The organism is Streptomonospora wellingtoniae (genome assembly GCF_031845375.1).
GTDB classification, from domain to species: Bacteria; Actinomycetota; Actinomycetes; order Streptosporangiales; family Streptosporangiaceae; genus Streptomonospora; species Streptomonospora wellingtoniae.
In genome coordinates, this window is sequence record NZ_JAVREK010000011.1 from 75,879 (window position 1) to 88,371 (window position 12,493).

Annotated in this window: 20 protein-coding genes; 2 read left to right on the forward strand and 18 right to left on the reverse strand. The window is 70.2% G+C overall.

What is annotated here, in order from left to right; genetic code table 11:
- Positions 1–9: 9 nt before the first annotated feature.
- From RM446_RS12325 to RM446_RS12400, 16 genes are all read right to left on the reverse strand, one after another.
- On the reverse strand, positions 10–681 hold the full coding sequence (locus tag RM446_RS12325) for a phage tail tube protein (RefSeq protein WP_311545384.1): 672 nt from the start codon (positions 679–681) through the stop codon (positions 10–12).
- A gap of 63 nt (positions 682–744) precedes the next feature.
- The gene (locus RM446_RS12330) at positions 745–1,122 is read right to left on the reverse strand and encodes a hypothetical protein (protein WP_311545385.1); all 378 of its coding nucleotides are present in this window, start codon (positions 1,120–1,122) and stop codon (positions 745–747) included.
- A complete protein-coding gene (locus RM446_RS12335; protein WP_311545386.1) occupies positions 1,115–1,411 on the reverse strand; it encodes a hypothetical protein in 297 nt (98 codons plus the stop codon). Before RM446_RS12335 ends, RM446_RS12330 begins: the two co-directional genes overlap by 8 nt.
- Complete coding sequence (locus RM446_RS12340; protein WP_311545387.1) at positions 1,411–1,746, reverse strand: hypothetical protein; 336 nt, start codon at positions 1,744–1,746, stop codon at positions 1,411–1,413. Before RM446_RS12340 ends, RM446_RS12335 begins: the two co-directional genes overlap by 1 nt.
- Entirely contained in the window at positions 1,743–2,171 is a 429-nt protein-coding gene (locus tag RM446_RS12345) for a Gp19/Gp15/Gp42 family protein (protein ID WP_311545388.1), read from the reverse strand. Before RM446_RS12345 ends, RM446_RS12340 begins: the two co-directional genes overlap by 4 nt.
- A gap of 13 nt (positions 2,172–2,184) precedes the next feature.
- Entirely contained in the window at positions 2,185–2,373 is a 189-nt protein-coding gene (locus tag RM446_RS12350) for a hypothetical protein (protein WP_311545389.1), read from the reverse strand.
- A 9-nt stretch (positions 2,374–2,382) separates the two neighbouring features.
- Complete coding sequence (locus tag RM446_RS12355; protein WP_311545390.1) at positions 2,383–2,790, reverse strand: hypothetical protein; 408 nt, start codon at positions 2,788–2,790, stop codon at positions 2,383–2,385.
- A gap of 14 nt (positions 2,791–2,804) precedes the next feature.
- Positions 2,805–3,761: a phage major capsid protein gene (locus RM446_RS12360; protein ID WP_311545391.1), complete on the reverse strand. Its 957-nt coding sequence runs from the start codon at positions 3,759–3,761 to the stop codon at positions 2,805–2,807.
- Between the two features lie 56 nt (positions 3,762–3,817).
- Complete coding sequence (locus RM446_RS12365) at positions 3,818–4,399, reverse strand: hypothetical protein (protein ID WP_311545392.1); 582 nt, start codon at positions 4,397–4,399, stop codon at positions 3,818–3,820.
- Positions 4,400–4,448: 49 nt separating this feature from the next.
- Positions 4,449–5,252, reverse strand: a complete 804-nt coding sequence (locus tag RM446_RS12370; RefSeq protein ID WP_311545393.1) for a VG15 protein — start codon at positions 5,250–5,252, stop codon at positions 4,449–4,451.
- Positions 5,249–6,691, reverse strand: coding sequence for a phage portal protein (locus RM446_RS12375; protein WP_311545394.1), 1,443 nt, complete (start codon positions 6,689–6,691; stop codon positions 5,249–5,251). The genes RM446_RS12370 and RM446_RS12375 overlap by 4 nt, the downstream gene beginning before the upstream one ends.
- Before the next feature lie 15 nt (positions 6,692–6,706).
- On the reverse strand, positions 6,707–8,428 hold the full coding sequence (locus tag RM446_RS12380; protein ID WP_311545395.1) for a hypothetical protein: 1,722 nt from the start codon (positions 8,426–8,428) through the stop codon (positions 6,707–6,709).
- A gap of 2 nt (positions 8,429–8,430) precedes the next feature.
- On the reverse strand, positions 8,431–8,886 hold the full coding sequence (locus tag RM446_RS12385; RefSeq protein ID WP_311545396.1) for a phage terminase small subunit: 456 nt from the start codon (positions 8,884–8,886) through the stop codon (positions 8,431–8,433).
- A 45-nt stretch (positions 8,887–8,931) separates the two neighbouring features.
- Positions 8,932–9,426, reverse strand: coding sequence for a bifunctional DNA primase/polymerase (locus RM446_RS12390; protein ID WP_311545397.1), 495 nt, complete (start codon positions 9,424–9,426; stop codon positions 8,932–8,934).
- Between the two features lie 349 nt (positions 9,427–9,775).
- Entirely contained in the window at positions 9,776–10,069 is a 294-nt protein-coding gene (locus RM446_RS12395) for an HNH endonuclease (protein WP_311545398.1), read from the reverse strand.
- Positions 10,069–10,269: a hypothetical protein gene (locus tag RM446_RS12400; RefSeq protein ID WP_311545399.1), complete on the reverse strand. Its 201-nt coding sequence runs from the start codon at positions 10,267–10,269 to the stop codon at positions 10,069–10,071. Before RM446_RS12400 ends, RM446_RS12395 begins: the two co-directional genes overlap by 1 nt.
- 65 nt (positions 10,270–10,334) lie before the next feature.
- On the opposite strand from RM446_RS12400, the gene RM446_RS12405 reads away from it, so the two are divergent.
- Positions 10,335–10,580 carry a DUF4177 domain-containing protein gene (locus RM446_RS12405; protein WP_311545400.1) on the forward strand — a complete coding sequence of 82 codons (246 nt, stop codon included), beginning with the start codon at positions 10,335–10,337 and terminating at the stop codon, positions 10,578–10,580.
- Positions 10,577–10,819, forward strand: a complete 243-nt coding sequence (locus RM446_RS12410) for a hypothetical protein (protein WP_311545401.1) — start codon at positions 10,577–10,579, stop codon at positions 10,817–10,819. The genes RM446_RS12405 and RM446_RS12410 overlap by 4 nt, the downstream gene beginning before the upstream one ends.
- Positions 10,820–10,880: 61 nt before the next feature.
- On the opposite strand, the gene RM446_RS12415 is transcribed toward RM446_RS12410, so the two are convergent.
- A complete protein-coding gene (locus RM446_RS12415; protein ID WP_311545402.1) occupies positions 10,881–11,513 on the reverse strand; it encodes a GIY-YIG nuclease family protein in 633 nt (210 codons plus the stop codon).
- A gap of 204 nt (positions 11,514–11,717) precedes the next feature.
- Positions 11,718–12,467 carry a hypothetical protein gene (locus RM446_RS12420; protein WP_311545403.1) on the reverse strand — a complete coding sequence of 250 codons (750 nt, stop codon included), beginning with the start codon at positions 12,465–12,467 and terminating at the stop codon, positions 11,718–11,720.
- Positions 12,468–12,493: the final 26 nt, after the last annotated feature.

Genomic DNA, 12,493 nt, shown 5'->3' on the forward strand with positions numbered 1-12,493 from the left:
CTGCTCTCCTTACGGGGTGGCCTGGGTGATGCCCATGTCGGTCAGCAGCGCGGTCCACCCGGGCCCGCCGAACAGCCAGCGCTCGGAGAAGCCGAGGGTGGAGTCGGTGAACGCGGTCAGGGTGACCGGCCAGGTGATCGGCGTCTCACCATCGGAGGTGAACGCCTGCTCGTCGAAGTTGGTGACCTTGGCCCGCGGGAAGAACCGGGCAATGTAGATCTCACCGTCGTCGCCCAGGTCCACCGACACCTTCAGCAGCCGGTAGTACTGCCCGCGCGGCCGGGACGGCTTGTCGATGACCAGCTCGCCGCTGGTGGCGTCGGCCTCCAGCGCACTGACGTCGGCGCCGGTGTACAGACCGATCGTGTTGAGCTTGGTCTCGATGCACTGCACCGTCAGCGTGGAGGAGTCGGCGGTGATGTCGGAGCGCACCGCGTCGGTGGCGCCGTGCGCGCGGATGTCGGCCTGCTCCACCTCCCGCCCGAAGCTGAACCCGTCGGTGGAGACGTAGCCCAGGTCGTCGTATCCCTCCGGCAGCGCCGCCAGCAGCATGTCCGTCGGGTCGGTCAGCACGTCGATGGGGTCGGAGCTGATCGGGGCGAGGAACGCGGACCCGTCCAGCGCCTTCCTGACCAGCTCGGTCTTCTTGGACTTCAGGTCGTCGTAGACGGTCCCGGCCATGGCAGCCTCCAGGCATGCAAAAGCCCCGACGAAGCCGGGGCCGGATGGTTTGGTCGATGGTTGTTAGCGCCGCAGGTACACGCGGTAGATCGCCTCGCGGCAGCGGACGTTGTCGGAATCGGCCGTCGGCGCGTCCTGCGGGCCGGCTTCGGTGGCGGCCTTGTCGAGCACCCCCGCGGCCACCGACGACGGCCCGGAGGTCAGCCGCTGGCGCACGCGCGCGGCCAGCATCTTGGCTTGGGAGGTGGTGGCGGCATAGACCGACACCACCACCCGCGCCCGGTCGGTGTGGCCGTCGTCGTCGCCACCCACCCGCCGCACCCGGATCCGCGGCAGACTCCCCTGCAGGGTGGTTCCCGTCCAGGACTCCGCTGGAGCGATGTCGGTGACGGCGTCCATGACCGCGTCCTCGGCATCGACGAACACCGGCAGGTCAGCCACCGGTGCCCTCCAACCGGTCGACGGTGCGCGCCAGCACCCGGTGCTTGATCTCCACCGGGACGGCGTGGTCGGAGGTGTTCTCCAGCCGGGCCTGGGCGCGGTCGGCCTCCACTTCGCCGCTCACCCGAAACGCCGACCGGTACTCTCCGCTCTCATGTGGCGAAATCGACTCGGCGTAGGGGCGGCCGACCGACTCAGTAACGCGCACCAGCAGCGCCTGCAGCTCCTTGGACTTCATGAGCTTGCGGGTCTTGCGGATGTCCTGGCTGTAGCGCGGACGAAACGACATCAGGCCCCCTTCACGCGCTCCAGGTTGACTTCCAGGCCCGGCGACCACCCCGTGAACGGGGACGACCACGGCCCAACGTCGCCCTCCACCGACCACACGGTGCCGTCGGGCAGCGTGATCTGGTCCTCGGGGAGGATGTCGGCGCCGATCGGCGCGAGCAGGGTGCGGCCGGTGATGACCGTGGTCCCTCCGGTCGCGGTCTCCGTGGAGGTGCGCGGGTAGACGGCGCAGCCCTCCACGGTGTGCGGCGGCGGCCCCGGCAGCGGATCGCCGTAGCGGTCCTTGCCACCCGACCGCTTCACCGTGACCGCGACCGGGTGGGTGAAGGCGCTCACGCGATCCACCCCACCTGGTCGCCGTTGGGGCGCAGCGGGCACGCCAGGGCGTCGTCGGCCTCCGACAGCGACACCGACCCCGCCTGCCCCTTCATTCCCAGCCGGCGCCGGTCCTCCCGGATCAGGAAGAGCTTGCCCGAGGCCACGGCCGCGTCGAAACTGCGGCTGAACGGGCCCGCGGATTCCTGGGTGATGCCGCTCGCGTTGCGCAGCAGCCGCAGGATCATGTCGCACAGCACGACCTTGACCAGGTGCGCAGTGGTCTTCCCTGCGTCGATGCGGGCCTGAACATCGCCGGCGTGCTGGATCAGGATCGCCTCGGCGTCGTCCAGGCGCACCTGGACCCGCGCCTCCAGATCCGAGCCCGAGGGGATGTCGCCCTCCCACCGGTCGCGCACGTCCTGCACGTCGGCGAAGTCGGCCACCGCGCACCCCCTGCTACTGCTTGCCCTCGGAGCGCTTGGTCTCCTTGGGTTTGGTCGCGGCGGGCGCGTCGGTGACCTTCGCGGTGGCCCCCGCCTGCCCGGCCACGGTGTACTGGTGGTTGGGGTCGTCCTCGCGCGCGTCCCCGTAGAACCCGTGCTCGACCCCGTCGGCGATCGGGACGACCTTGCTCTTCTCCGTCACAGCGTCCTCCTATCGGCGTTCCACGGTCACGCGCACCAGCCCGCCCGGGTCGGCCATCCCGGTCCCGACGGCGAGCGACCGCCACTGCAGCGTGTCGCCCCCGTCCAGGTCCGCATCGGCCGCGGTCCCCGACAGGGCCAGCGCGGTTTCGTCGTTGGCGGAGGCGTCAGTGCCCGACGCGAACTCCAGCGCGGCGACCTCGGTCGCCCCGGCCCCGTCGGCCCCCTTGTTCACCACGCTCACGGCCCGGCTGTTGCCGTCGGCCCCCGTTATCGCGGCCTCGGGCACGTATTCCACCGCCACGACGGTGCAATCGAACGGGGCCTGGGCGATCACGGTGTCCTCGTCGTCGCCGGCGGTGGACACGGCTGGAACCCCGGCGGTCAGGACCCGCTGCAGCGGTGCGGTGTCTGCCATGGTCACACCTCCTGTCAGTAGGTCAGGACCGCAGCCGGGTAGCGGCTGGCCTCGGCCGGCTGGTCGTTGTTGATGGTGTTGGCGACCTGCCAGCCCACCCGGAACTTCACCCGCAGCGCGATCATGTCCTGCTGTGCCAGGTTGTAGACGATCGCGCCGGTGTTGTCCTGGATGACTGCCTGGTCGAGCTGCTTGAACGTGATGTCCTGGCGGACCCCGACCACGTACTGGCCCATCCAGTCGCCGGCGATCATGCGGACATTGGAGCCCGCGGCGCCGCCGGTCGGCCACAGGCCGCGCATCGGGTAGTACACGGGGGCGCCGTCGATCGAGGACAGGTCCCCGTTGACGCGCCCCACGTCGGTCCGCTGCCCGCTGGTGTCGCGGGCTGCCCGCAGGTTGCGGCGCACCGACCGGGCGGCGACGTACCCGGAGACGTCGAACCCGTCCTCCTCCACCTCGGCGAGGAGGTTGTCCAGGTCGCCCATGAACCCGCCCTCGGCCGCGGTCGCGGTCCCCTCGGCCACCGTGTTGCCGGCCGCAGTGGCCGCGGCCACCACGTTGGTGGGGAAGCTGGCGGGCGCGTTGGACCCGAAGAACACGGCGTCGTCCAGGGCCCGGGCGAACGCCTCGCGGATGTAGGGCTCGGCCTGGTCCCAGACGTTGACCTCGATGTCCTCGAACACGTTCTCGGGCACCGGCATGATCGTGGCGATCTCCTCGATCTGCAGGTGCTTGTTCGTCCACGCCATCTCGGTGGTCTGCTTGAGACCGGTGTCGCCGTTGACCCAGTAGGCCACCGGCAGCGCCGAGAGGATCGGGAACCGCACACTCTTACGGGAGACCGGGATCGACCGGAACAGCTGCAGCACCGCGGAGTCCTCCACGGCCTTGCCCAGCATCTCCCGGGAGACCTCTTCAGGGATGAGCGACTCGGCATCCGAGCGGCTGGTCACGTTGTCATACGGCACGGTTTACCTCCATTTGCCCAGCGCAGCGGGCTCCGTGCCGCTGGCGTGGTTGTCAGTCAGGGGCGTCCGGACTTGCGCCGGATCCAGTTGTTCATGTCAGTGGGGCCGTCGCCTCCGCGCTGGCCCTGGTCGAGGTCGGGTGTGGCCCGGCCCGCGACCTTCGTCAGCGACTCGGCGAGCTTCTTCACGGCCTTGGTGTCGACGTCGCCGTCAGCCAGCAGCCGCGTCGGGTCGATCTGGGAGAGCAGATCCTTGGCGTCCTCGGGCTTGATCCCGCGCTCAGCGAGCTGACTCTCGACCTGCGTCATCGCCAGCTTGCCGTTGCGTTCGACATCGGCCAGGTCGCGCTGGGTCATCTGATCGCGCAGCTCGTCGACCTGCTGCTGCAGCGTCTGCTTCTCGTCAGCCGCCGACTTGTTGTCCTTGGCGCGCTGCTCCCACGTGCGGGCGTGCTCCAGCCGTTTGCGGATCTGCGTCGGAGACAGCCCGGTCTCCTCGGCGAGCTCCTGCCACGGGGTGGCGTCGAACCCGCCCTCGGACTCCCGCTGCTGGGCAGGCGCCTCGGTCGAGGTTGTCGTGGTGGTTTCGCCGCCCTCGGCCCCCGTTTCGGGTGCGCCGGCGGACTCGTTTTCACTCAAAGGGTTCTCCCGTTCCGGGATCCGCCCGCCCCGTTGCGGGGCCGGGCGCTTACAGGTCGTCCGCGCTGGTGAAGTTGTCGCGCGGGCGCACGAGCATCGGCCCTAGTTCGCCGTGCTCGCGGGTCATTCGCACCATCAGCTGCCGGTAGTCGGTGGCGCGGCCGCCCCGGTCGGATTCGCCGGTCAGCTCCTCCACCGAGGCGTGCACCCGATCCAGCAGGTCAGGGTCGATCACCTGGCCGGGGTCGCCGCCGAACAGGGGGCGGACCTCGCAGTCGCAGCCGGGGTGGACCGGGTTCAGGTCTTCGACCCGGTAGCGCTGGGTGGAGGCGATCACGCACAGGGCGCAGCTCTCCTCGCCCATGAGCACGCGCCGCCAGAATTGCGGCTGGTCGTCCTCGGCGACCTCCAGGGCCTCCATGGCCGCCTGCACCGCATGGGCGTAGGTCTGCTGCAGGTCGGCCTCGACGACCTCCTCCAGCCGCGTCTGGCCGCGCTCCACCGCCTCGGTGAGGGCCTCGCCCCCGGCGAGGTGGGCGTAGATGGTGGCGAACGGGCGCCGGTACACCTCCTCCGGGGTGGCGCCGCGCCGCAGGCCCACCAGGGCCGCATCGGGGATCGGCGGCGGCGCCACCCCATAACCCAGTGCCTGGGTCGCCTGGTCGGCCATGAACGCCGCGGCGAGCGCGCCGAGCTCGCGCTGGCCCGCCTGCACCGCCGGGACCGCCTGGGCGCGAAACGCCTCCATGTCCGGCTCGCGCCAGGCGCCCAGCGCCTGGAACAGCTCCACCAGGGCGGCGATCAGCTCGTCGGTGAGGCTGCGGCGCGCGGCCGCGAACTCCTCGGGTGTCACTCCTGCTCACCCGAGCCGAGCTCCAACTGCTCGCCCCGGGTGTCCGCAGAGGCGCCCCCGGGCGCGGCCTGCCGCTGCCCGGCACCGGACAGTCGGGTGCGGATCGAGTCCGCCGCCATCTCGCTGCGCAGCTGCGCCACCTGCTGCGGGGTGTCGCCGATGCGCTCGGCCACGATCGGCAGCGGATACCCGGCCCCGCGCAGCTTCGTGGCGTAGTCGGCCATCTGCGCGGGGTTGAAGTTCTCCGGCCGCGCCCACACCACCTCCGAGGATGACAGGTCCAAGTCGAGTCCGGCCACGTGCGCCATCAGCGACAGGGCCTCCTCCAGCCCCTCCCCGTACTGGGCGTGGCGCTGCTCGATCTTGGAGACATGGCCGGCGTCCAGTGCGGCCACCGAGTCCGCCGAGATGTTGATCAGATCGCCCGGCAGGTAGTACACGGGCGTCAGCGTGACCGCGGCGAACGCCCGCATGTCCGCCTCGACGGCCTGCAGCATCTGCGAGGTGTCGGTCTGCGGCAGCGACACCATCTTCGGTTCGGGGTCGCCCGGCTCGCCCGGCGGCACTGTCCAGATCTGGTCGGTGCCCGGCTTCCACGGCGCCAGTTTCTCCCCGGTCACCGGGTCCTCGTCGGGCACGTAGTTCAGCAGCGCGTTCTGCCGGTAGGCGGCGTAGCGCTCCGCTGAAAGCCGGTTCAGCAGGGTCAGGTTCAGCCGGTCCTGCACGTCGATGCCGACGTCGAACTCCGCGGCCCCCTCCTCGCCCTCGTCGGCGTTGACGAAGGGGATGACCGGGACCTCCGGCAGCGACCGGGTGGGCAGGTCGCGCTTGCGCCACGCCTCAGGGCGCCAGGAGATCCGGCCCGAGGCCTTCTTCGTCTCCTTCGCCGACTGCCAGTGGTGGCGCTGCCCGGGCAGGTAGACGGTGGCCATCCACCGGTTCGCGATCGAGTCGTGCCACAGCCGCAGCGCCGCCAGGCGCCGCATCGGATCAGCCGGGTCGCACTCCACGATCACCGTGTCCGGGCCCTCGATCGTCACCAGCGGCCGCGACGAATCCCGCGGGTCCACCCCCACGATCAGATACGACGACCCCAGGTGGGAGGCCTTGCGCCACAACCCGAACTGGCGGGCGTCCATCCGCGCCTGCTGCCACAACCGCCAGACGGGGTTGTCGGTCTGGGAGCGGGATCCGGCGTCGCGGTAGCCCACCACCCGCATCCGGTGCACCATGCTCTCGGCGGCCAGCTTGCACAGGTTCGTCCGCGCCTTCTTCTGGAAGCGCATGAACGCTTCCTTGTGCTGGGAGGGCCCCGCCGGAAGGTCGTGGTGGCCCTCGTAGTAGCGCCGCCAGTAGTCGATCTTCGGTCTGCGCTCCACCAGCTTGGGCCCCAACCGGGCCAGCCACTCGAACGGGGACAGGTCAGTGGGCTCCGCCACGCTCCACCCCCTCGATTAGAATCCGCCGGCGCGGCGCCGCGACCGGTGCTTGGATCGTGCGAGCCCGCGCGCGACCGCGTCCGAGCGACACTCATAGGCCAGGATCGCCGCCATCGCCGCGTCGATCTTCCGCCGGGACTTGGCGTGCTCCTTCGCGATCGTGAGACCGACCTTCCCGGCCATGCGTCGGCGCGCGTTCAGCACGTGGCGGCTCAGCACGTCCCCGCCGCTCTCATCGGGCCCGTGCGAGCACCGCTGCGTCTCATCGCGGTCCACGATCGCGTCGAACAGCCGCTCGGTGGCCTTCACCATCGCGGTGGGCCGGTTCGTCCACCACTCCAGGGGCCGCGCCTGCGTCGCCTTGATCCGCATCCGCCGCCCGAAAGCCGCCTGCCACCGGTCCAGGTAGTCCTGCCAGTGCGCCGGGTCCGCATACATCCCGATGACCTCGTAGCGCTGTACCGCCGCCATGACGGTGTCGTGGACCTCCTCGCGGTCCACTTGCCACCCCTCCCCCGAAGGCCCGGGCGGCTTCTCCCAGCACCCCAGCAGCCACAGGTGCCCGTCGGAGACCCGGCACGCCACCAGCGCCGTCGAGTCGTCCTTGACGGACCCGTCGAAGCCCAGGCACACCCGCTCGCCGTCGGCGACCACCTTGGTTGCGTCGAAGCAGGCCCGCCACGCATCCGCGTTGACCCAGGCGTCCGACGCGCTGGTGCGGGCGTTGAAGAAGTAGCGGCGGGAGTCGTCGACGTCCTTGCGGGGGTCGTGGAACTCGTCCACGATCCCCTCCACGTCGTTCCACTCGATGGCCTCGCCGAACGCCTCCAGCACGGCGGTGCGCAGCGCCTCCTCGGCGGTCAGGTCGTCGCACTCGCCCCACCGGTGGTCATAGACCAGGCGGTGCCGCAGCCGCTTGTACTTCGGCGTCCCGTCCTCGTTGCGCTCGGCGAGCTTCTCGGCGAACTCGAACGTGGACTCGGCCACCGACTCCTCGCCCGGCGCGAACATCGTCGTGGTCTCCAGGAACCACGTCCCCGCGCCCTTCTTGCGCTTGCGCAGGTTGCGGGTGACGGTGTTGTACATCCGCCGCAACTCCGGCGTGTTGTACAGGTGCGTCTCGTCGAAGACGACGAACGTCTCCTTCCCGCCGTCCTTCGACGCCGAGGACGCGGTGGAGGGCATGATCTCGCCGCCGCCCGGCAGCAGGATCCGCGTCAGCCCCACCTCGTGGCGCGAGCACACCACCGACAGCGGGTTGTCCTCGTCGGTGTCGAGGTTGAAGTGCACGCTGTCGTAGACGTTGCCGGTCTGGCCCTCCTCGGTGGCCATGATCCGGATGTAGGGGGTGACGACGTGGCGGCCCATCGGCTCGCCCGGCTCGTAGGCGTAGGTGAATCCCAGCCCCCACGGGTCGGTGTAGACCTCCCCGCCCTGGGCGAACCCGGCGAAGCGGCACGGACCCAACGCCTCGAACAGCGCCAGGCGGGCACCCAGCCCGGACTTGTCCGCGCCCTTGGGGCGAGAGAAGAACGCCGAGTCGTAGAGCAGCCGGCCGCGCTCATCGAGGGCGTAGCAGTCGGCCACGAACCCCGAGTACTCGTCGCCGTGGCGGACCGGCTCGCCTTGCACGTCCCCGGGCCCGTGGACAACGAGCGCCTCCATCCACGCCAGCGCCAACCATCCCAGCGACCGCGACCGGTCGTGGTCGGGGGCCCGCGCCAGTGTGCGCGGCACCGCTACTCCGACAGGCGGGCGCGCCGCGACGCGATCTCGGTGACCGTGCCCGCCGGGGCGGCCGGCTTCTTGCCGCCGGCGCCTTGCGGGTCGTCCACGGTCATCTTCAGCCGCATCCGGTCCTCAGGGGTCGCTCCGAACTTCGCGGCGCGCAGCCGCACCTCGGAGGCGAACTCCCACTTGCCCTTGGTCCACATGACGTGGTGCAGCAGGGCGGTGTCGAGCAGGAAGTCCCAGTCGGTGGGGCCGAACGTGGTCGCCTGCGCACTCTTGCGCCAGGTCTCCCACCACGCGGCCGTGCGCGGGTGCCACTCCTCGCCGCCCGGCAGCACATCCTCGGGCAGCTTCGGGCCGCGGGCCCGCCCGTCGGCGGTCACCGACCGCGTCTCCCTCTCGCGCCGCCGCGCGTCGTTGGGCCGCGACAGCGTCTCCTTGGGCGCGAAGCCCTTCCCAGCCATGATCCACTCCCGTTCCGGGGGTCAGCGCCCCCGTTGCGGGGTGCGCTAGGTCGTCAGCCAGCGAATGGCGCCGGAGAGGTCGCCGAGCACCGCAGGGGCCCCGCCGTGGGGCTTTCCGGTCACCGTGATGTAGCGGCCCGAGCCGTACAGCTCGACCGGACCGCCGCGGCGGCGCATGCGCCGGCCGCGCACCACCTCGCCGCGGCCCCACACGTGCAAGCCGTCGCCCGAGGGCGAAACCTCGATGTAGGTGGGCGGGCACCGCTCCAGCAGCGCCTGCGCGAGCGGCGACAGTTCCCCGCCGGCGCCGATGCAGTGGTCCAGGTCGATGCACACGATCCCGTCGCCCGCCAGGACGAATCCCCTGCGGGCGCGCGAGCGAACCCTGGCATAGGGCGACCATGTGGCCGGGTCGGTGGCGGATGCCGGGCCACCGTCGGGGGTCAGCGGCCGCTTCGCCTCGTCGTGGGTCACCCACCGGTCGGCCTCGCGCAGTTGTGCGGGGAACGCGGCCTGGGCGCGGGCGCGGGAGACGGCCATGCGGCACCTGTTCGAGCACGTCTTCGTCTGCGCACGGCGGAACCCGCCCAGCGGGGCGCCGCACCGGGGGTTCGCGCAGGTCCGAGTCATACTCACAGTCTAGGCAAATGTTACGGTTTCTCGCTATGACCTGCTCTTATGCGATAGTCACGGTTGAGTGGAGCCGTCAGAACGCCCTGACGCCACCGGGGGTCGAAACCACACCGGGACGGCACCGCCGCCAAGCCTCGCGGGCACCCTGAGGCCGCCTGCCTGCGATTCCGCCAGAGTCACACACACCGCGAGGACCAGCACTTCTCCGGCGAGCAGGGCCCCCCGGGGAGGGAGGCACCCCCACCTCCGTGCCGGATCACGCCAGACCGGGATGCTGCTCCTTCGGCCTGCGTGTCGGAGGGCGCTTCCAGCCAGGGTTCTCGTGCCGGTTCTTCTGCTGGTTGCACCATGCGCAGGCGGCCTGCAGGTTGCCCATGTCGTGGGTGCCGCCTCGGGCGACGGGTGTGACGTGGTCGACCTCGGCCGCCTCCACCGTGCAGCCCTCGTATTGGATGCGGCACAGTCCTTCGTCGCGGAGCATGACGGCTGCGCGTGTGGCGCGCGGCACCCATTCCTGATTGCGGGTCGAACCCTGCCATGCGCGGGCCATCACACGTTCTTCTTGGATCCGGGCCAGAACCCGTTGACGTCCTTGTGCCACTGCGCGCATATGCGCTTGGCCCTGGCTGAACCCACGTGCTTGTCGAGGGCGCGCTCGCAGCGGGTGAAGTCGCCGCTCGTGCCCCACCTGATACGGAGTGCGCCTTGGCCGTACTTCCAGTACTGCTCCAGCTGGTTGGTGTCCGCCATCGGCCATCACCCCTCGGGTTCCTGTGGCGGGCCTAGGCTTCTGCCAATAGCCAAGGGAGGTCGTGATGATGTTCGGCAACCAGCAGCCGCCCCCGCCTCAGGGGCAGTGGCAGCAGCCCTACCCGCAGCAGCCGCCGAAGCCGCACCGTCCGGCGTGGGAGTACAAGGTGGTGACGAAGCTGCGCAATCCCGAGAGCGAGCTGAACCAGCTCGGGCGTGAGGGGTGGGAGTTGGTGGCGATCGACCCGGATCCGCACACGTCGGTGACGGGGCGGGCGTCGCGCTACATCTTGAAGCGGATCGCCGGGTGAGCGGCGAGCAGAAGCGGTTCGCCCATCACAGCGCGGCCAAGCTGGGCGACCTCGCCCTAGCGGCGCTGGATGCGGGCGACGTGGCGCGGGCTCAGGTCTACTCGCAGCTGGCCCAGGCGCGCGCCGCGAAGGATCTGCAGTCGTCGTGGGAGGCCGGCTGGGAGTCCCTGTCGGAGTCGGCCGCAACGGTGAAGGAAGCGGTCAGCAAGCTGCGCCGTGATCTCAACGGATTCGGTTGAGCCTTCGCGCTACGAAAGGCCCGGGAGCAGGTGCTCACCGGGCCACCTCCAGTTGTTCTGATCAGATGGCGTGCGAACCCGAGTTGCGCGGGCGAATGGCCTGCCGCTCCTTGCTGTTCCCTCGGCGCGCCTTCGGGATCTCGTGCTGCTTCACGTCGCGCCGCTTCGCCTTGACCTTGGCGATGTGCTTGCGAATCTCCTCGACGTCGCGGTACCACTCGCGTCCGGACTCGCAGTAGGCGGCGAACTTCTCGTGGACCTTCTTCTCGTCGTCCTCGGTCCCGCGATTGACGGCCAGCAGTTCGGCATTGGGCGGATATGAGCGGAGCCGTTCATGGAGGCTCTGCGTGTACCCGATCTTCAGGTAGTCGCCAATCTGCAGGTAGTAGATGTAGCCGCGCTGCAGGTCTTCGAAGAAGTCATCCAGCATCTTGGCCGCGGCCGGGTTCTCGGCTCGCATCTTCTGGTCCCGCTTCTTGCGGTCCCGTGCCTCCGCAGCCCGGTGCTGCTTCCTCAGGTATTCAGCGCTGCGGTCGGTGAGTTCGCGCTCTTCTTCGATCAGCGCCCAGCAAGCGAGTACGTGCTCATGGCAGAAGGGAACTCTGAGGGGCTTCCAGATGGGCTCGTGGCAGTGGCGGGCTTCGCAGGTATGGAACTGGTCTTCTTCGCGAGAGCCGCGCGGGGTACCGTGCACTTGTCGGTCTCCTTGCCAGATCGGCCGCGCCTCCGGGGTGTTACTGCACCCGCGGGGGCTTTGTTTCGCCGGAGCTTAGCTGCAGCCGAGGACAGGCCCCGACACGCGAAAGGCCCGGCGGATAAGCCGGGCCATGCACGGTCATCTGGAGACACCTCTCCTGCGATCAAGATAAGGCCTGTGGATAACTCGCGCAACTCCAGCTCAAGCGGGCATGTCAAGTCTCTTGTTCAGCCACTCCCATTCGGCCTCGGGCCATGCCGGGCGGCCGCGCACCCACGTCCCGCAGTCCGCCGAGGTCGGGCTGCACAGCGCGTTGGCGCACACGATGACGAGCTGGTCGACCACGACCCGCACCACCAGGGTGCGCTCCCCGCCAGCGGGAGCCTCGGGCGTGGCGCCGCCGCAGAACGCGCACACGGTGTCGAGCCGGTGCCCGTCGGCGATCTCGTTGAGGGCCTTGTCGAGCTTGCGCCGCATGGACCGGGCGGTGTCCTGTGCGTCGTCGAGCGCTTCGGGGTCGACGTCGGCGGCGTCGGCGAGGTGGTCGCCTGCGTGGATCAGGTAGCCGCGGATCGCCGCGTAGTCGTAGGCCGTGGACGGCGGGTCGAGCACGGGGGCGCCGGCGGTTGCGGCGATGCGGCCGGCGAGCTCGTCGGCGCCGACGAGGATGTCGGTGAGGGTGTCGAGGACTTCGACGTCGAGGGGGGCGGCGGAGTAGCCGAGGGTGTCGGTGGTGCGGTCCCGTCGTTCGGCGCGGGCCTGTGCGTCGCGGGCGCGGCGTGCGGCCAGCGAGGCGTACCCGGTGGTGTGGCGGGTTGCGGTGCCGGGGAGGCGGAGTTGGTAGAGGTCGGGCCACCGGTCTGCGATGTGGAGGAGGTCGGCTCGGGTTTCGCCGAGTCGGCGTGCCCATGCGGCGGTGACGACGGGTTCCACGGTGTTGTTGCTGTTCACAGCGCCCCCCATGATCGGCTTTTGCC